This window comes from Pseudomonas sp. CLCA07, assembly GCF_053615335.1.
Genome location: NZ_CM132131.1, coordinates 4,219,406 through 4,236,718, shown reverse-complemented (window position 1 = coordinate 4,236,718; position 17,313 = coordinate 4,219,406). Strand labels below are relative to the sequence as shown.

At 58.8% G+C, this 17,313-nt stretch carries 19 protein-coding genes; 9 read left to right on the top strand and 10 right to left on the bottom strand.

What is annotated here, in order from left to right:
• Positions 1–34 precede the first annotated feature (34 nt).
• The gene (gene yejK, locus ACWGZX_RS19425; RefSeq protein ID WP_007944833.1) at positions 35–1,039 is read left to right on the top strand and encodes a nucleoid-associated protein YejK; all 1,005 of its coding nucleotides are present in this window, start codon (positions 35–37) and stop codon (positions 1,037–1,039) included.
• Positions 1,039–1,386 (top strand): glutaredoxin family protein, encoded by a 348-nt coding sequence (locus ACWGZX_RS19420; protein WP_452625054.1) that lies wholly within the window; start codon positions 1,039–1,041, stop codon positions 1,384–1,386. The genes yejK and ACWGZX_RS19420 overlap by 1 nt, the downstream gene beginning before the upstream one ends.
• 110 nt (positions 1,387–1,496) lie before the next feature.
• On the opposite strand, the gene ACWGZX_RS19415 is transcribed toward ACWGZX_RS19420, so the two are convergent.
• From ACWGZX_RS19415 to ACWGZX_RS19395, 5 genes are all read right to left on the bottom strand, one after another.
• On the bottom strand, positions 1,497–2,432 hold the full coding sequence (locus tag ACWGZX_RS19415) for a glutathione S-transferase family protein (RefSeq protein ID WP_452625053.1): 936 nt from the start codon (positions 2,430–2,432) through the stop codon (positions 1,497–1,499).
• Positions 2,433–2,520: 88 nt separating this feature from the next.
• Positions 2,521–2,841 carry a GIY-YIG nuclease family protein gene (locus ACWGZX_RS19410; protein WP_452625052.1) on the bottom strand — a complete coding sequence of 107 codons (321 nt, stop codon included), beginning with the start codon at positions 2,839–2,841 and terminating at the stop codon, positions 2,521–2,523.
• Positions 2,842–2,880: 39 nt separating this feature from the next.
• Positions 2,881–3,351 carry a nuclear transport factor 2 family protein gene (locus ACWGZX_RS19405; protein ID WP_452625051.1) on the bottom strand — a complete coding sequence of 157 codons (471 nt, stop codon included), beginning with the start codon at positions 3,349–3,351 and terminating at the stop codon, positions 2,881–2,883.
• Between the two features lie 114 nt (positions 3,352–3,465).
• Positions 3,466–4,776 (bottom strand): CynX/NimT family MFS transporter, encoded by a 1,311-nt coding sequence (locus tag ACWGZX_RS19400; protein WP_452625050.1) that lies wholly within the window; start codon positions 4,774–4,776, stop codon positions 3,466–3,468.
• The gene (locus ACWGZX_RS19395; RefSeq protein WP_452625049.1) at positions 4,766–5,425 is read right to left on the bottom strand and encodes a FadR/GntR family transcriptional regulator; all 660 of its coding nucleotides are present in this window, start codon (positions 5,423–5,425) and stop codon (positions 4,766–4,768) included. Before ACWGZX_RS19395 ends, ACWGZX_RS19400 begins: the two co-directional genes overlap by 11 nt.
• Positions 5,426–5,592: 167 nt before the next feature.
• On the opposite strand from ACWGZX_RS19395, the gene ACWGZX_RS19390 reads away from it, so the two are divergent.
• Both ACWGZX_RS19390 and ACWGZX_RS19385 read left to right on the top strand, forming a co-directional pair.
• Positions 5,593–5,904: a type II toxin-antitoxin system MqsR family toxin gene (locus ACWGZX_RS19390; protein WP_452625048.1), complete on the top strand. Its 312-nt coding sequence runs from the start codon at positions 5,593–5,595 to the stop codon at positions 5,902–5,904.
• The gene (locus tag ACWGZX_RS19385; protein WP_452625047.1) at positions 5,901–6,383 is read left to right on the top strand and encodes a type II toxin-antitoxin system MqsA family antitoxin; all 483 of its coding nucleotides are present in this window, start codon (positions 5,901–5,903) and stop codon (positions 6,381–6,383) included. The genes ACWGZX_RS19390 and ACWGZX_RS19385 overlap by 4 nt, the downstream gene beginning before the upstream one ends.
• 68 nt (positions 6,384–6,451) lie before the next feature.
• Here the strand turns inward: ACWGZX_RS19385 and ACWGZX_RS19380 are convergent, their stop codons facing one another.
• From ACWGZX_RS19380 to ACWGZX_RS19365, 4 genes are all read right to left on the bottom strand, one after another.
• A complete protein-coding gene (locus tag ACWGZX_RS19380; RefSeq protein ID WP_223521449.1) occupies positions 6,452–7,216 on the bottom strand; it encodes an amino acid ABC transporter ATP-binding protein in 765 nt (254 codons plus the stop codon).
• A 10-nt stretch (positions 7,217–7,226) separates the two neighbouring features.
• Complete coding sequence (locus tag ACWGZX_RS19375; RefSeq protein ID WP_223521451.1) at positions 7,227–8,324, bottom strand: amino acid ABC transporter permease; 1,098 nt, start codon at positions 8,322–8,324, stop codon at positions 7,227–7,229.
• Between the two features lie 10 nt (positions 8,325–8,334).
• The gene (locus ACWGZX_RS19370) at positions 8,335–9,516 is read right to left on the bottom strand and encodes an amino acid ABC transporter permease (protein WP_223521453.1); all 1,182 of its coding nucleotides are present in this window, start codon (positions 9,514–9,516) and stop codon (positions 8,335–8,337) included.
• 65 nt (positions 9,517–9,581) lie between these two features.
• Positions 9,582–10,613 (bottom strand): amino acid ABC transporter substrate-binding protein, encoded by a 1,032-nt coding sequence (locus ACWGZX_RS19365; RefSeq protein ID WP_452625046.1) that lies wholly within the window; start codon positions 10,611–10,613, stop codon positions 9,582–9,584.
• Between the two features lie 468 nt (positions 10,614–11,081).
• On the opposite strand from ACWGZX_RS19365, the gene ACWGZX_RS19360 reads away from it, so the two are divergent.
• The 5 genes from ACWGZX_RS19360 to ACWGZX_RS19340 all read left to right on the top strand — a co-directional run bounded on the left by ACWGZX_RS19360 (position 11,082) and on the right by ACWGZX_RS19340 (position 16,399).
• Positions 11,082–11,738, top strand: coding sequence for an alpha/beta hydrolase (locus tag ACWGZX_RS19360; RefSeq protein WP_452625045.1), 657 nt, complete (start codon positions 11,082–11,084; stop codon positions 11,736–11,738).
• A gap of 96 nt (positions 11,739–11,834) precedes the next feature.
• Positions 11,835–13,322 carry an ATP-dependent RNA helicase RhlB gene (rhlB, locus tag ACWGZX_RS19355; protein WP_452625044.1) on the top strand — a complete coding sequence of 496 codons (1,488 nt, stop codon included), beginning with the start codon at positions 11,835–11,837 and terminating at the stop codon, positions 13,320–13,322.
• Between the two features lie 138 nt (positions 13,323–13,460).
• Positions 13,461–14,408 carry an ornithine cyclodeaminase family protein gene (locus ACWGZX_RS19350; protein ID WP_452625043.1) on the top strand — a complete coding sequence of 316 codons (948 nt, stop codon included), beginning with the start codon at positions 13,461–13,463 and terminating at the stop codon, positions 14,406–14,408.
• A 147-nt stretch (positions 14,409–14,555) separates the two neighbouring features.
• Complete coding sequence (locus tag ACWGZX_RS19345) at positions 14,556–15,683, top strand: NAD(P)/FAD-dependent oxidoreductase (RefSeq protein ID WP_452625042.1); 1,128 nt, start codon at positions 14,556–14,558, stop codon at positions 15,681–15,683.
• An 89-nt stretch (positions 15,684–15,772) separates the two neighbouring features.
• Entirely contained in the window at positions 15,773–16,399 is a 627-nt protein-coding gene (locus ACWGZX_RS19340) for a helix-turn-helix transcriptional regulator (protein ID WP_452625041.1), read from the top strand.
• Positions 16,400–16,515: 116 nt separating this feature from the next.
• Here the strand turns inward: ACWGZX_RS19340 and ACWGZX_RS19335 are convergent, their stop codons facing one another.
• Positions 16,516–17,292, bottom strand: coding sequence for an ABC transporter substrate-binding protein (locus ACWGZX_RS19335; protein WP_452625040.1), 777 nt, complete (start codon positions 17,290–17,292; stop codon positions 16,516–16,518).
• Positions 17,293–17,313: the final 21 nt, after the last annotated feature.

Genomic DNA, 17,313 nt, shown 5'->3' with positions numbered 1-17,313 from the left:
CACGCCCTCCTCTCTTCATTCAGCCGAGAAGCCCATGCCGATCCGTCATTGCATCGTCCACCTGATCGACAAAAAACCCGACGGCACGCCAGCAGTTCTTCACGCCCGCGACTCTGAACTGGCCGAGTCGAGCGCCATCGAGAACATGCTTGCCGACCTCAACGAGAGTTACAACGCCAAACAAGGCAAGGCCTGGGGATTTTTCCATGCCGAATCAGGGGCGCACCCGTTCAGCGGCTGGCTGAAGGAGTACTTCGAGGGCGGCAAGGATTTCACGGCGTTCAGCCGGGTAGCGGTGGAACATCTGCAAAAGCTGATGGAAGAGTCGAACCTCTCAGTGGGCGGCCACGTGCTGTTCGCCCATTACCAGCAGGGCATGACCGATTACCTGGCCATCGCCCTCCTGCACCACAGTGAAGGCGTTGCAGTGACCGATCAACTGGACGTGACCCCGTCCCGGCATCTGGATCTGGGCCAGTTGCACTTGGCGGCGCGGATCAACGTTTCCGAGTGGCAGAACAACAAGCAGTCCAAGCAGTACATTTCGTTCATCAAAGGCAAGAACGGGAAAAAGGTTTCGGAGTATTTCCGCGACTTCATCGGTTGCCAGGAAGGCGTCGACGGCCCCGGCGAAACCCGCACCCTGCTCAAGGCGTTCAGCGACTTCGTTGAAAGCGAAGACCTGCCGGAAGAGTCCGCCCGCGAGAAAACCAAAACCCTGGTCGATTACGCCAGCAGCCAGGCCAAGCTCGGCGAGCCCATGGGCCTGGAAGAACTCTCGGAGCTGATCGACGAAGAACGCCCGAAAGCGTTCTACGATCACATCCGCAACAAGGATTACGGCCTGTCCCCGGAAATTCCGGCGGACAAACGCACCCTGAATCAATTCCGTCGCTTCACTGGCCGCGCCGAAGGCCTGTCCATCAGCTTTGAAGCGCACCTGTTGGGCTCGAAGATCGAGTACGACGAAGAAGCCGGCACGCTGATCATCAAGGGCCTGCCGACGCAGTTGACCGATCAACTCAAGCGACGCAACTGATGCTGAACGGCATCCTGAAGAAATTCCTGCTGATCTTGCTGGTGGTCGTGGTTTATCAGAACTGGGGCAAGATCGAGCGGGTGTTCAACCCTTCACAAGTGGTGTCAGAGCAGACACAGGCCAAGGCCAACGTCGTGCTCTACGCGACGGACTGGTGCGGCTACTGCAAACTGACCCGACGTTTTCTCGATCAGAAAGGCATTCCGTACAAGGAATTTGATATCGAGAAAGATACCGAGGCGCGCACGGCTTATGAAGCGCTGGGTGGTGGCGGGATTCCGATCCTCGACGTGAACGGCACGCTGATGCGCGGGTATGACCCGGACGCAATCCTCGCCGCCCTGTAGGAGCCGGGCTTGCCCGCGATGGCCGCGACCCGGTGTAACCGTCACACCGTGTAATCGTTCATCGCGGGCAAGTCGGATCGCCGCACCGCATGCTCCTACAGGAGTGGGGTTCAGTGTTTTTCGATACGGAATCCAAAGCGCGGAAAGTGCACATGCACCACGCCGCCGCGCTCGTCTTCACGGCGCAGAATCAGTTCTTCGCTGCCCGCGAACAGCAACTCGCCCGCCACCGGATCAACGCCATAATCGGTTGCGGCAATCACCACCTGCTGGCCAGCCTCAAAGCCATTTGGCTCGTCGAACTGCTCATCCGGCAATGCGGCCGGTGTGGCATTGCGGGCCACCTCCAGCGCCTCCTCAGACGTCATCTCGCTGGACGCACCGTGACCGAAGCCCATCACCCGACCCAACCACGCCGAAACCGCTGGATAAGCATCAACCAGCGGTGAAGTCACCGGCGTCGCTTTGAGGAACCACAATGGATGGGCCAGTGCGAAGTCAGCAATCGACGGCTCGCCAAACAGGAAGTCACCCTCCTCGCGCTGTAGCTGCTGTTCCAGCCGCGCCATGATCGTCGGCCATTGATGCTTGGCCTGCTCGGCGGACAACTTGGTAGCGCTGCCACCGCTGAACAGTCCAGCGCGGTCGGCGAGGAACGCCTTGATCGCTTCTGGCGGCAAATTGCCGAAGCGCACAGCGATCGATTCCGGCTGAAATACCAGGCTGACTGCATGTTGGAACACCACCGAATCAGCCCAGGCAGCGAAGGTCGCGGCAATCATTTCCTGACCTTCCGGGAAAAACGCTGGCAGGGCTTTTTCCTGCTCCAAGCGATGGGCGATCAATGACGTGTCGCAGTAAATATCCGCGCCAATCTGCAACACAGGCGTTTTGCGGTAGCCGCCAGTCAGGGCTGTCAGATCGGGTTTTGGCATCACCGGCGAGATTTTCACCGAGCGCCAGGACAGACCTTTGAAACCCAACAGCAGGCGAGCCTTTTCAGCAAAAGGGGACGTCGGGTAATGATGGAGAATCAACTCAGACATGCTCGGCTCCGCCGCACGGACTAGGAATCCGCAGCTTAGCGCGCAATCGGCAAGCGGCCTACAGATCTGCCTGATGGGCACTTATCAGTCAGGTTGATAAGCCCGCGGCGGCACTCGCCACCAGACACTCCTTGGCGCTTTTCTTGAGTTTTTTGATCAGGCGCTCCTGACGCAGCGCTTCACTTTTGTCGCGGCAGACTTCGGTGTAAACCAGGGCCACGGCAGGGCTGGAGAGGAAAAACCGCGCGCCCTTGCCGCTCTGGTGACAGGCGAAGCGGCGCACGGGATCGTCGCTGATCCCGCAGTAGAGCGAGCCATTGGCCGCGCGCACCAGGTAGACGAACCAGGGTTTGCTGACGGGCAGCGCGGGTTCGGCGGCAATGTCGGAAGATTCGCTCAGGGTGTTCACGTAACGATCAAGGCTTGTAGGAAACAAGCCGCGATCTTATCAGCGACTGGCCTGGAATGCCTTCAGCCCCTTCAAGGCTTGAGCGCGAACGGCGTTTCTGACCAGTGGCGTCCACCCCAGAATCAGCCCTTTGAAACCCAGCGCCTGCCGGGACCAGGTCCACAGGTCGAAGCTATCGTGATGCTCGCAAATCTTGCCATCGCGAAACACAAAACGCGCCTGAATGTCGTTGATCACCGTGTTGCCGGTCTGGCTGAACAGATACGTCGCGACCCAATGCGCACCACCCGTGCGCTCGTCGGCCCGCACGTTATCGAACGTCAGGGAAAAATCCTTCGCCCGAGTGGTAAGCATGCGCCACATGTCGCCGGCGTCACGGCCGCGCAGTTCACCGAAGGCCGGATCACTGAACACCACATCGTCGGTGTAGCAGGCGCTCATGGCTTCGGCATCCAGGCGCTGGAACGCTTGATAGAACAGGGTGATCAACGCGCTATGGGCATCACTCATGGGCAGACTCCCTGTGCTTGCAACAATGACTTCGTAAGATTGCCTGCACGATAGTCTGCGACGGTGCGAAACACTATCGACATTCGTGGGCCGAATACCGACAGTGCGGGGGCATCAGACTTTTTCGCTTTCGACTTGAACGTACAGCGAACGTCCGGCGCCGAGGCCGGCGATGATTGCACTGAGGCCGATCACACCGAAGATCCAGCCCACCGCTGTCCAGCCGCCGGTCCAGTCATGCACGATACCGACCGCGAACGGTCCCATCGACGCCAGGGTGTAGCCGAAGCCCTGGGCCATGCTCGACAGGTTGGCCGCGACATGAGAATCGCGCGAACGCAGCACGATCAAAGTCAGCGCCAGGCTGAACGTAGCGCCCTGCCCCAGACCGAGCAGAATCGCCCAGCCCCAAAGGCCTTCAATCGGCGCATAAAGACAGCCGAACAATCCGCCGAGGGTCAACAACATGACCACGACAATGGCCAACCGCTGATCCTTGCCGCGTGTCGCCAGCCAAGGCGCCACGAGTGAACTGGCCAACTGGACGATAACCGAACCGGACAACACCAGACCGGCCTGAGTCGGTGTCAGACCGCGACCAATCAGGATCGACGGCAACCAGCCAAACACGATGTAGGCCAGGGACGATTGCAGGCCCATGTACAAGGTCACTTGCCAGGCCAGCGGATCGCGCAACAGTCCGCGAACGCGGTACGCGACGTTGTGCGAGCCGTGCTTCTGTCCACCCACTTGCGGCAGCCAGAAGATCGCCGCGATCAGCGCCGGCAGCCCCCAGAAGCCCAGGCCCATCGCCCAGCTCTTGTCGAAATGTTCACTCAGCGGCACGGTTGCACCGGCAGCCATCGCGGCGCCCAGACACAACGCCATGGTGTAGACACCGGTCATGGTGCCGGCCTGTTTCGGGAAGTCGCGCTTGACGATGCCCGGCAACAACACACCGATCACACCGATGCTCGCACCCGCCAGCACGCTACCGGCAAACAAGCCGATCTCGCCAAACGAACTGCGCAAAATGATCCCGCCCGCCAGCGTCAACAAAATCCCCAACACCACCCGCTCTGCGCCAAAACGGCGCGCCAGCACCGGAGCCAATGGCGCGAACAAGCCTAGGCACAACACCGGCAATGTCGTCAGCAAACCGGCTTGCGCAGCCGACAAACCGAGGGTCTTTGAGATCTCGCTGAGCATCGGCGCCATGCTCGACAGTGCCGGGCGCAGGTTCAACGCCACCAAAATCAGGCCCAGCAACAACAGCCATGGTCGGCGCAGCAGCGGGTGGCTCTGCTGGACCTGTTCGTCATCAGCCTCGGCGTCGATCAGCAGCTCTTCGAGCTCCGCCGTGCGCTTGGACGGAGTGAGGTTGCGATCGCTGCTGGACATGGATTTCTCGGTTTCAAGGTTCATTGATCAACTGCCTCGACAGGGCTTTGGCCCGTTCCGGGTCCCGTTGCTCGACGGCATCCAGCAGTTCGATGTGCAGGTCGAACACTTCCTGGCGTCGCGGAGTGATATTCAAGGTCTGGCGCAATTGCGCGCCAACGACGCTGGAAAAATAGCGGTACAGCTCGCTGAGCGTCGGGTTGTGCGCGGCGTCCACCAGACGGCGGTGAAACACCAGATCGCAGGCGATGTAACTGTCGAGATCGCCGTGGTAGTGACTGCCGCTCACGCCGAGCGCTTCGCGCAAGGCCACCAGGTCTTCATCGGTTCGGCGCAATGCCGCGAGGCCGATGGCTTCGACTTCAAGGATGTGCCGAGTCTCTCGGGCCTGCTCGTGGGAGCAGCGCGACAGCGCTTTCAGGGTGTCCAGCGGATCGATCACGGCCCGCAGGTAGCTGCCGTCGCCCTGACGGATTTCGATCAACCCGGAAAACGCCAACACGCGCATGGCTTCGCGCACGGTGTTACGGCTGATGCCCAACTCGGTCGCCAGTTCCGGCTCGGTAGGCAAACGCTGGCCGACGACCCAGACGCCTTTATTGATGCGCAGGCGCAGCTGGTCCAGCGCTTGGTCGACCAAGGATCGCTTAGTCAATGGAGAAATGTCTGACATGGAATTCGCCCTTTCATCCAATCATAGGATGAATTTTCTGACATGTTAGTCAGCTTCGTGTAGGACGGCAACCACCTACCGTCTAAGGGCAGGAAAAGGAGCGGGATTTTCGATTGGTCAAAATTACCCTTTAAGGGTAATTTTAGGGACAGGGCTTATGGTTTCTTATGGAAAAGAACACACCCCACTATGACTTGGCGGTGGTCAAGGCAGAGGTCTTGCGCCTTGGGGCATCTGCATTCACTAGCGCGGCCAAAACAAGCGGCAGAAAAATTGGCTTGAGCCTTACAGAGATGCAAGAGGTCATCTTTGAGCTACGTAGCAAGATGCTCTACAAGTCGATGACTACCTACGCCGACCATCGAGTATGGCAAGACGTTTACCACCTCTATTCACACGGTCTGGAGATTTACATCAAGGTGACTTACCGCCCCGGCGGTGGCCCTCCAGTAATCTCCTTCAAGGAGAAAAACCAATGAAGACTCAACAGTGCGTCAGCTGTGGCGAGCTAGAAGGAATGACACATTTTGAGGGGCGCGGCGAAACCTTGAGCGTCAAAGGTATGGAGCGCCGCATTGATGACTTGTCCGGCTGGGAATGCCAGATGTGCGGCGAGGTCGAACTCGACGCCAGTTGCTCAGAGCGTCATTCAAACGCAGGTGATGAACTGGTCATTGCCGGCAGGCAGATGATCGGTGCAGAGATGAAACGTATTCGCCGCAAGCTGCACCTATCGCAAAAAGACGCAGTGCTGCTGTTGTCCGGTGGCGGGCATAACGCGTTCTCCCGGTACGAGCGCGGTGAAATACTCCCGCCGAAGGCGTTGGTACTGCTGATGCGCCTGCTTGACCGGTATCCGTATTTGCTCGCCGACGCACACGTCTTGAGTGAAGGCGCGGATTTGAGGGGTTTCAAAGAGACCGTGCACAAAGAGCACGAAACACTCACGGTTTCCTGACCTAAAAAACCGAGGCAAAAATAAACCCGGTGCCAGGCCGGGTTTATTTACTACGGGTCAGCTTGGCATCAATGCAAAATCTGGCTCAGGAACATCTTGGTCCGCTCATTCTGCGGGTTATCGAAGAAGTCGTTCGGCGCCGCCTGCTCGACGATTTCGCCCTTGTCCATGAAGATCACGCGGTTGGCCACGGTCCGGGCGAAGCCCATTTCGTGGGTCACGCAGAGCATGGTCATGCCGTCTTCAGCCAGGCCGATCATGGTGTCCAGCACCTCTTTCACCATCTCGGGGTCGAGTGCCGAAGTCGGTTCGTCGAATAGCATGATTTTCGGCTTCATGCACAACGCGCGGGCAATCGCCACACGCTGTTGCTGGCCACCGGACAGTTGCCCCGGGAATTTATGCGCCTGCTCCGGAATGCGTACGCGCTCCAGGTAATGCATGGCGATTTCCTCGGCCTGACGCTTGGGCATTTTACGTACCCACATCGGCGCCAAGGTGCAGTTCTGCAGGATGGACAGGTGCGGGAACAGGTTGAAGTGCTGGAACACCATGCCGACTTCACGGCGGACCGATTCGATCTGCTTGAGGTCGTTGGTCAGCTCCACGCCATCGACCACGATGCGGCCCTGCTGGTGTTCTTCCAGGCGATTGAGGCAGCGAATGGTGGTGGATTTACCCGAACCTGACGGGCCGCACAGCACGATACGCTCGCCCTGTTTGACGTTCAGGTTGATGTCTTTCAATACGTGGAACTGGCCGTACCACTTGTTGACGCCCTGCATCTGAATAATGCCTTCAGGGCTCGCAGGCTTTTTGATTGCTTCGCTCATTACAGAACTCCTAACGCTTGTGGCCAGTGTCGAGCTTGCGTTCCAGATGCATGGAATAGCGCGACATACCAAAACAGAAAATCCAGAACACCAGGGCCGCGAACACATAGCCTTCAGTGGCCATGCCCAACCATTTCGGGTCGGCAGCAGCTTGTTTGACACTGTTGAGCAAGTCGAACAGGCCGATGATGATCACCAGGCTTGTGTCCTTGAACAGCGCGATGAAGGTGTTGACGATGCCAGGGATTACCAGCTTCAGGGCTTGCGGCAGAATCACCAGGCCCATGCTGCGCCAGTAACCGAGGCCCATCGCTGCAGCCGCTTCGTACTGACCTTTTGGAATCGCTTGCAGACCACCGCGCACCACTTCGGCCACGTAGGCCGACTGGAACAGGATCACGCCGATCAGCGCCCGCAGCAATTTGTCGAAGTTCATGCCTTCGGGCAGGAACAACGGCAACATCACCGACGACATGAACAGCACCGTGATCAACGGCACACCGCGCCAGAATTCGATAAAGGTCACGCAGACCACTCGAATTGCCGGCATGTTCGAACGACGGCCCAACGCCAGGACAATACCCAGCGGCAGAGCGCCAGCGATACCGACAGTCGCAATCACCAGGGTCAGCATCAGGCCGCCCCACTGGCTGGTCGCCACGGCGCTCAAGCCAAACACGCCGCCGTGCAGCAAGCACCAGGAAATGATCGGGTACAGCACCAGAAAGCTCAGGCCATAGACCGCTTTATGGTGAAAGCGCGAGATGAACAGGGGTGCCACGCCGATGACTGCCAGCCACACGGTCAGGTCCACGCGCCAGCGCAGATCCGGCGGGTAGTAGCCGTACATGAACTGGCCGAAACGCTGTTGGATGAACACCCAGCAGGCGCCCTCCTTGGTGCAGTCGGTCTGGCTGGTGCCAACCCAATTGGCATCGAGGATCGCCCAATGCAAGATCGGCGGGACAACCAGGTAAATCAGGTAGAACGCAAACAGGGTCAGCAGGGTGTTGAGCCAGCTGGAGAACATGTTGGCGCGCATCCACGCCACGACACCGATGCTGCGGTTCGGTGGCGGCATGTCAGGTTTGAAAGTATGTGTGCTCATGCGCTTTTCCTTACCGCTCGATCAGCGCAATGCGCTTGTTGTACCAGTTCATCAGCAGGGAAATGCTGATACTGATCGCCAGGTACACGCTCATGGTGATCGCAATCACCTCGATCGCCTGCCCGGTCTGGTTCAGCACCGTACCGGCAAACAACGAAACCATTTCCGGATAACCGATACCGGCCGCCAGCGAGGAGTTCTTCGCCAGGTTCAGGTATTGGCTGGTCAGCGGTGGAATGATCACGCGCAGCGCTTGCGGGATGATGACCTTGCGCAGGGTTGGACCGTTGCGCAGGCCGAGCGAATGGGCCGCTTCGGTCTGGCCGTGGCTGACCGACTTGATGCCCGAGCGCACGATCTCGGCGATGAACGCCGCGGTGTACACCGTCAAGGCCAGGGTCAATGCCAGCAGTTCGGGAATCAGCACCCAGCCACCAACGAAGTTGAAGCCTTGCAGCTTCGGCATTTCCCAGTGCAACGGCGCGCCGAAGATCAAGGCGCACAGCGCAGGGATCACCAGAAACAGTGCCAGACCAACCCAGAACTTGTGGAACGGCACGCCCGTCGCTTCGAAGCGTTTGGTCGCCCAGCGGCTCATCAGCACGATGGCGACAATGGCCACAACGATGCTGACCACAAACGGCCAGAAACCGTCCGCTACCAACGCTGCGGGCATGTTCAGACCGCGGCTGCTGACAAAGAAGGTGTCGCCGAAGTTATGGCTGTTGCGCGGCCCCGGCATGGTCAGGAACACCGCGAAGTACCAGAACAGGATTTGCAGCAGCGGCGGAATGTTGCGGAAGACTTCCACATAAACAGTTGCCAGCTTGGCGATGATCCAGTTCTTCGACAGCCGTGACACACCGACGATGAACCCGAGGATCGTCGCCAGGATCACGCCGATGAAGGTCACCAGCAGGGTGTTTAGCAGGCCGATGACAAACACCCGGGCATAGCTGTCCGATTCGGTGTAGTCGATCAGGGTTTGAGCGATGCCGAAACCGGCACTGCGCTCCAGAAAGTCGAAACCGGAGGTAATGCCCCGGTGTTGGAGGTTGGTCTGCGTGTTGTCGAACAGATACCAGCCCATCGAGACCACCGCCACAATGGTGATGATCTGAAATACCCACGCACGCACTTTGGGATCGCTGAGGCTGAGCCTCTGCTTTGGTGCGCCGATTGAATTTTGCATGAAGTGCCCCGGATGTAATGGAACAGAACATCACCCGGCGGTTGGCCCGCCGGGTGATAGAACCATCAGCGCACTGGTGGTGCGTATTGAATGCCGCCAGCGTTCCACAAGGCGTTCAGCCCGCGGTCGATTTCCAGCGGAGTGTTCTTGCCGAGGTTTTTCTCAAACACTTCGCCATAGTTGCCGACTTGCTTGACGATCTGGACGACCCAGTCCTTTTTCACTTTCAGGTCTTTGCCGTATTCGCCATCGGTACCCAGCAGACGGGCAACGTCAGGGTTCTTGGTGGACTTGGCTTCAGCTTCGACGTTCTTCGAAGTGATGCCTGCCTCTTCAGCGTTGAGCATGGCGTAGCCAACCCAGCGCGCGATAGCCAGCCACTCGTCGTCGCCATTACGCACGACCGGGCCCAGAGGCTCCTTGGAAATGGTTTCCGGCAGTACCACGTAATCCTTCGGCGAGGCCAGCTTGCTGCGCTGGGCGAACAGCTGGGACTTGTCGGAAGTCAGAACGTCGCAACGACCGGATTCCAGCGACTTGGCGCTTTCGTCGGAGGTGTCGAAAGTGATCGGGGTGTATTTCAGACCATTGCCGCGGAAGTAGTCGGAAACGTTCAGCTCGGTGGTGGTACCGGCCTGGATGCAGATGGTTGCACCGTCCAGTTCCTTGGCACTCTTCACGCCCAGCTTGTTGTTAACCAGGAAGCCGATGCCGTCGTAGTAAGTGATAAAGCCAGGAAACTTCAGGCCCATGCCCGAGTCACGAGAGCTGGTCATGGTGGTGTTGCGCGACAGAATGTCGATTTCGCCCGACTGCAGCGCGGTGAAACGCTCTTTGGCGTTCAACTGACTGAATTTGACTTTGGTCGCGTCGCCGAAAACGGCAGCCGCTACAGCACGGCAATAGTCAGCATCGATGCCAACGATCTTGCCGGTGGAGTCCGGAACCGAGAAACCCGGCAGACCGTCACTCACACCACACTGTACGAAACCTTTTTTCTGCACTGCATCCAGGGTTGCACCCGCCTGAGCGAACCCGCTGACACCGAGTACTGCGGCTGCAGTCACGATAGCCAGGGTGGATTTCAACATCTTCATTCAAACCTCCAGTTTTGCTCTTGTTGTGTCGGAGCTGAATCCTGCCGCACCCTTTTGAGGCGTAATCGACCCTTATTGATTTTTTTTAGGGTCAACCGGCGTAGGACCTGCGCTATGAGTCTAGTAGGAGAAAATCCACATCATGGATAACTCACTTCTCACCAATCGGCCGAACGGGCGGTAGCCCTTTCACGTTCGCGAAGCCCGTAACGGCCACTGGCGAACATCCATCACCGGATTCTTTGCTATCCCGCGGTCAGCAGTACACTGATAGTGTTACCGCAAGGCGCGAGATGGGTTGCACCGTTTCCCCTTAGCAAAGCCCGTACCAGACCGCTTGCTGAAGCAATTGCGCGACAGGTCAATAGCAAAACTTGTAGCCTTGCGACATCTTATTAACAGATCAACCAGACGCGTACTCGGGTCTCGCACCCAATGAGAGAGCGCGCGCACAACATTGGAGCAGCCATGACCGAGCCCCTTATTCTTCACCCCGTAAAGCCCGCAGATGCTTGCGTTGTATGGCTTCACGGCTTGGGTGCCGATCGTTACGACTTCCTGCCAGTCGCCGAAGCCTTGCAGGAAACCCTGCTGAGCACCCGCTTCGTTCTCCCGCAGGCACCGACTCGCGCGGTCACCATTAATGGTGGCTACGAGATGCCGAGCTGGTACGACATATTGGCCATGAGCCCGGCGCGAGCGATCAACCGCGATCAGCTGGAAGCGTCCGCGCAGCGGGTCTTGGATTTGATCGAAGAGCAGAAGGCCAGCGGAATAGACGCCTCGCGGATATTTCTGGCAGGTTTTTCCCAGGGCGGTGCCGTGGTGTTGCACACCGCATTCCTGAAATGGCAGGGGCCACTGGGTGGCGTACTTGCCCTCTCCACTTATGCCCCGACGTTCAGCGATCAGCTTGAGCTTTCCGCCAGCCAGCAGCGTATTCCGGTGCTGTCCTTGCACGGTCAATACGATGACGTGGTGCAAAACTCCATGGGCCGCTCTGCCTATGAGCATTTGAAGCAGCGTGGTGTCACCGCGACATGGCAGGAATACCCAATGGGCCACGAAGTGTTACCCGAAGAGATTCGCGACATCGGCGTCTGGCTTGCCGAGCGTTTGCGTTAACTGTGATGCGAAACGCAGCCCATTGATCATCCCACTACGCCGCGCCCGATTCTTGCATTACACTGGCCGGCGTACATTCCTTAACCAATTGATGAGATGACCGTGCTCAAAGCACTCAAGAAAATGTTCGGTAAAAGCGAGACTGAGCAGCTCGCGCCAGTTCCCAGCGCTCCGTCTCATACCCCCAGCCACCGCACCGACGGTAATCAGCCTGGCCGGACCGCAACCGCAGCGGTACCGAAACACGAGCCGATGACCACACCGGCCAACCAACCAGCCCCGGTCGTTGCCTCTGAACAGCCGCGCAGCGAAGCGCCGAAACCGGCAAAACCGCGTCGCGAACCCAAGCCCAAGGCACCTGTCACCCCCTGGAAACTCGAAGACTTCGTCGTCGAACCCCAGGAAGGCAAAACCCGCTTCCACGATTTCAAACTCGCCCCGGAACTGATGCACGCCATCCAGGACCTGGGCTTCCCGTATTGCACGCCGATCCAGGCGCAGGTGCTTGGCTTCACCCTGGCGGGCAAAGACGCCATCGGTCGCGCCCAGACCGGCACCGGCAAAACGGCCGCGTTCCTGATTTCGATCATCACCCAGCTGCTGCAAACCCCACCGCCGAAAGAGCGTTACATGGGTGAACCGCGGGCGCTGATCATTGCTCCCACCCGCGAACTGGTGGTGCAGATCGCCAAGGATGCGGCCGACCTGACCAAATACACCGGCCTCAACGTGATGACGTTTGTCGGTGGCATGGATTTCGACAAACAACTCAAGCACCTCGAAGCCCGTCACTGCGACATCCTCGTGGCCACCCCGGGCCGTTTGCTCGACTTCAACCAGCGCGGCGACGTGCACCTGGACATGGTCGAAGTGATGGTGCTGGACGAAGCCGACCGGATGCTCGACATGGGTTTCATCCCACAAGTGCGTCAGATCATTCGCCAGACGCCGCCGAAGAACGAGCGTCAGACGCTGCTGTTCTCGGCGACCTTCACCGAAGACGTGATGAACCTCGCCAAGCAATGGACCACCGAGCCGTCGATCGTCGAGATCGAAGCGCAAAACGTGGCTAGCGAAAACGTCGAGCAGCACATCTACGCCGTTGCCGGTGCCGATAAATACAAACTGCTCTACAACCTGGTCAACGACAACGGTTGGGAGCGGGTGATGGTGTTCGCCAACCGCAAGGATGAAGTACGCCGCATTGAAGAACGCCTGGTGCGTGACGGCGTCAACGCCGCGCAACTGTCCGGCGATGTGCCGCAGCACAAGCGCATCAAGACCCTGGAAGGCTTTCGCGAAGGCAAGATTCGCGTACTGGTCGCCACCGATGTCGCCGGTCGCGGCATTCACATCGACGGCATCAGCCACGTGATCAACTTCACCCTTCCGGAAGTCCCGGACGACTACGTACACCGTATCGGTCGTACCGGTCGGGCAGGCGCCGATGGCGTGTCCATCAGCTTCGCCGGTGAAGATGACTCTTACCAGCTACCGTCCATCGAGGCGTTGCTGGGTCGCAAGATCAGCTGTGAAACACCACCGACGCATCTACTGCGGGCGGTTGAGCGCAAACGCCCGTAACCGGGGATTTGCAGAAAGAGGCGCAGCCGGAAACGGACTGCGCTTTTTTTTCGTCTGGTTTTTTCAACAGAAGCTTGCCCAAGACAACTAAAAGTCCATAATGGACAAATTAGTTTAATTCAGCGCCCGGAGCCGGCCATGTCCAGTACGCCTTACGTGATCACCCAATCTCAGGCCCGCGAGCTGCTGGCGAAAGTTGACGTGCCGCAGATCCTGCGCAAGCTGTTCCGCGACCTGGCCGCGGGCCAAGCCGTACAACCGGCGCAGCAACTGGTGGAATTCCCCCAGGGCGCTGGCGACTTCATCAACTACCTCGGCGTACTGGCGCAAGACGGTGTCTACGGGGTTAAAACTTCGCCGTACATCGTGCGTGAACAAGGCCCACTGGTCACCGCGTGGACCCTGCTGATGTCGATGCAGACCGGCCAGCCGTTGCTGCTTTGCGATGCCGGTGAATTGACCACCGCACGCACAGCCGCAACCACCGCCGTAGCAGTCGATGCACTGGCGCCTTTAAAGGCGCAGCGTCTGGCGATCATCGGCAGCGGCAAAGTCGCCCAGGCGCACCTGCATTACGTCAAGGATCTGCGTGATTGGCAAAGCATCACCCTGTATTCACCGAGCCTGAGCGACAAGCAAACAGACACATTGGATCAGCTCAAAAGCCTCGACCCACGGCTGACCATCGTCGACAGTCATGAAGCGGCGATTCAGGACGCCGACGTGATCATGCTGTGCACCTCGTCCGCAGGCCCGGTGATCGACCCGTCGAAGTTGAGCAAACCAGCGCTGATCACCTCGATCAGCACCAACGCCCCGCGCGCCCACGAAGTGCCGCCGCAAAGCCTCAATGACATGCAGGTGTTCTGCGACTATCGCCTGACAACGCCGGGCTCGGCGGGTGAGATGCTGATTGCTGGTGAGCAACATGGCTGGGACAGCAGTGCAATAGTCGGCGACCTGCCCGATCTGCTGAGCGGCAAGGTGCAGCGCCCCGATTACAACCGGCCGGTATTCTTCCGCTCCATCGGCCTGGGCCTGGAAGACATCGCGCTGGCCAATGCCATCTACCACCTACAGCACTGACACCACAACTCACTGTGGGAGCGGGCTTGCCCGCGATGCAGGCGCTTCGCTCCGTCAGGCACACTGCGGTGATGCAATCGCGGGCAAGCCCGGCTCCCACAGGGTTCCTCTATATCAATGGCATTTGCGCCCCATCAGGAGACGTTCATGAGCCAGGCAGATTTCATCATCATCGGCGGCGGGATTGCCGGGGCTTCCACCGGTTTCTGGCTGTCGCAAAAGGCCAGGGTGATTGTGCTCGAACGCGAATCGCATCCGGCCTATCACTCCACCGGACGCTCCGCCGCGCTCTACACCGCCGCCTACGGCACACCTCAGGTTCGCGCACTGACCCAGGCCAGCCGCGATTTTTTCGACGCACCGCCCGCCGGTTTCTGCGAACACCCGTTGCTAACGCCGCGCGGTGAGATGACCGTGGACTTCACTGGCGACCCCGCCGAACTGAACAATCAGTACCTCAGCGCCAAAGCCACGGTGCCCGAGATGCAACTGCTCAACGCCGATGAAGCCTGTGCTCGCGTTCCGATCCTGCGCCGGGAAAAAGTCCATGGCGCGATCTATGACCCGACCGCCAGCGACATCGACACCGATGCCCTGCATCAGGGTTACTTGCGCGGTATCCGTCGCAACAAAGGCGAAGTCATTACCGACACCGAAGTGCTCGGCCTGGCCCGTGATGCCGAGGGTGTGTGGCAGGTAACCACCAACGGCCAGACTTTCAGCGCCCCCGTCATCATCAATGCGGCAGGCGCGTGGGCTGACAAAATCGGCGCACTGGCCGGCGCCCGGCCGCTGGGCCTGCAACCGAAACGGCGTGCGGCCTTTATCTTCGCCGGCCCTGAGGGCGTAGATATCCATAATTGGCCAATGCTGGTCAGCCTCGACGAATCTTTCTACATGAAACCCGACGCCGGCATGTTCCTCGGCTCACCCGCTAACGCCGACCCGGTTGAACCGCACGACGTACAGCCAGAAGAACTGGACATCGCCATGGGCATTTACCAGATCGAAGAGGCCACCACCCTGACCATTCGCCGACCGACCCGAACCTGGGCCGGGTTGCGCAGCTTTGTCAGCGACGGTGATTTACTGTCCGGATTCGATCCAAATGTGCCCGGCTTCTTCTGGGTCGCGGCACAAGGCGGCTACGGCATCCAGACTTCGCCGGCCATGGGGCAGGCCAGTGCTGCGCTGGTAAGCGGTGAAAGTTTGCCCGAGCAGCTCACGCGTTTCGGGCTGGACGCCAGCATGCTCTCCCCCGCACGCCTGGGCTGATCGCCTGGTCAGGTGACGTGTCGACACGATTACGGCAAACTTCCAGCGCCCCTTTTGCAGGGCGCTGACGCTGCCTGGAGCTCCACTGTATGAACGCACCTGAAAAAGACCCGGCGCTGGACAATTACCGAGCGATTGCCGATGCCATCGCCACGCTGTTTTTTCCCCATGCCGAGGTGGTGCTGCACGACCTGCGCACGCAAAAGATCGACTACATCGCCAACAACCTGTCGAAACGCGAAATCGGCGATGACGCCGCACTGGAGGACATGCTCAGCGACGATATCAGCGAAACCAACATTGGGCCGTACGAAAAGCTCAATTGGGATGGTCAGAAGATTCGCAGCTTGAGCACGGTATTGCGCGACAGCGAAGGTCATCCGCTCGCGGTCCTGTGCGTCAACCTGAACATCTCGCTGTTCGAAAATGCAAAAGCTGCGCTCGACCTGTTCCTGTCGCCCAGCAAACTGATTCCGCAACCGGACTCACTGTTTCGTGATGACTGGCAGGAGCGGATCAATACCTTCCTGCACGCCTGGCTGCGCGAACGTCAACTGAGCCTGAACCTGCTGACACGCGACCACAAACGCGAACTGGTTTTGGCGCTGCACGCCGAAGGGGCTTTCAAGGGCAAGAGCGCATCGAACTATGTGGCCAATGTGCTGAACATGGGGCGGGCGACGGTTTACAAGCATTTGAAGGAATTGAAGGGCTAGGATCTGAGGTTTGTGGTGCTTGATCTGGCCTCTTCGCGAGCAGGCTCGCTCCCACACTGAATCTGCGCCATGTGGAGATCAAATGTGGGAGCGAGCCTGCTCGCGAAAGCGGTTTTTCAGTCGCCGTAGATATCCGACTTGAAGTACTTGTCCGAGATTTTCTGGTATTCGCCATTGGCGCGAATGCCATCAATGGCCGCGTTCAGTTCGCTCACCAACTCGGCATTGCCCTTGCGCACAGCAATCCCGGCGCCCTCGCCCACGTATTTCGGGTCCTTCAACTCCGGTCCGACAAACGCGTAACCTTTGCCCCGTGGCATCGACAGGAAGTCATTCAGCGGAATGGTGTCGGCAAAAATGGCATCAAGACGACCGGCTGCCAGGTCCATGTAGATTTCTTCGTTGTTGCCATAGCGCTTGACGTTAATGCCCTTCGGTTCGAACACCTCGGTGGCGTAACGGTCGGTGGTGGTTGCGCGCTGCACACCTACGGTTTTGCCTTTGAGGCTGGCGTACTGGTCATCGACCACCGCTCCGTCCTTCATCACCAGACGCGATGAGGTGAAGTAATACTTGTGGGTGAAATCCACCGACTTCTTGCGGTCTTCGTTGATGGTCATGGACGACAGGGCCATGTCGATTTTCTTCACTTTCAGGGAAGGAATCAGACCGTCGAATTCGCCTTCGACCCACACGCATTCGACCTTCATCTGCGCACACAGGGCATTGCCGATCTCGTAGTCGAAACCGACAATCTTGCCCTCGTCGGTTTTGGAAGCAAACGGTGGGTAAGCGGCTTCAATACCGATGCGCAGGGCTTTCTCGGCGGCAAACACGCTGCTGCACGCCAACAGACTCAGAGCCAGACCAGTGATGAGGGGGAATTTCTTCATGTTCGTTCTCTCGCGGGTTGT

Coding starts and splice junctions, on each gene's coding strand:
- yejK (WP_007944833.1), top strand. CDS start 35: ATGCCGATCCGTCATTGCATCGTCCACCTGATCGACAAAAAACCCGAC.
- ACWGZX_RS19420 (WP_452625054.1), top strand. CDS start 1,039: ATGCTGAACGGCATCCTGAAGAAATTCCTGCTGATCTTGCTGGTGGTC.
- ACWGZX_RS19415 (WP_452625053.1), bottom strand. CDS start 2,432: ATGTCTGAGTTGATTCTCCATCATTACCCGACGTCCCCTTTTGCTGAA.
- ACWGZX_RS19405 (WP_452625051.1), bottom strand. CDS start 3,351: ATGAGTGATGCCCATAGCGCGTTGATCACCCTGTTCTATCAAGCGTTC.
- ACWGZX_RS19400 (WP_452625050.1), bottom strand. CDS start 4,776: ATGAACCTTGAAACCGAGAAATCCATGTCCAGCAGCGATCGCAACCTC.
- ACWGZX_RS19395 (WP_452625049.1), bottom strand. CDS start 5,425: ATGTCAGACATTTCTCCATTGACTAAGCGATCCTTGGTCGACCAAGCG.
- ACWGZX_RS19390 (WP_452625048.1), top strand. CDS start 5,593: ATGGAAAAGAACACACCCCACTATGACTTGGCGGTGGTCAAGGCAGAG.
- ACWGZX_RS19385 (WP_452625047.1), top strand. CDS start 5,901: ATGAAGACTCAACAGTGCGTCAGCTGTGGCGAGCTAGAAGGAATGACA.
- ACWGZX_RS19380 (WP_223521449.1), bottom strand. CDS start 7,216: ATGAGCGAAGCAATCAAAAAGCCTGCGAGCCCTGAAGGCATTATTCAG.
- ACWGZX_RS19375 (WP_223521451.1), bottom strand. CDS start 8,324: ATGAGCACACATACTTTCAAACCTGACATGCCGCCACCGAACCGCAGC.
- ACWGZX_RS19370 (WP_223521453.1), bottom strand. CDS start 9,516: ATGCAAAATTCAATCGGCGCACCAAAGCAGAGGCTCAGCCTCAGCGAT.
- ACWGZX_RS19365 (WP_452625046.1), bottom strand. CDS start 10,613: ATGAAGATGTTGAAATCCACCCTGGCTATCGTGACTGCAGCCGCAGTA.
- ACWGZX_RS19360 (WP_452625045.1), top strand. CDS start 11,082: ATGACCGAGCCCCTTATTCTTCACCCCGTAAAGCCCGCAGATGCTTGC.
- rhlB (WP_452625044.1), top strand. CDS start 11,835: ATGACCGTGCTCAAAGCACTCAAGAAAATGTTCGGTAAAAGCGAGACT.
- ACWGZX_RS19350 (WP_452625043.1), top strand. CDS start 13,461: ATGTCCAGTACGCCTTACGTGATCACCCAATCTCAGGCCCGCGAGCTG.
- ACWGZX_RS19345 (WP_452625042.1), top strand. CDS start 14,556: ATGAGCCAGGCAGATTTCATCATCATCGGCGGCGGGATTGCCGGGGCT.
- ACWGZX_RS19340 (WP_452625041.1), top strand. CDS start 15,773: ATGAACGCACCTGAAAAAGACCCGGCGCTGGACAATTACCGAGCGATT.
- ACWGZX_RS19335 (WP_452625040.1), bottom strand. CDS start 17,292: ATGAAGAAATTCCCCCTCATCACTGGTCTGGCTCTGAGTCTGTTGGCG.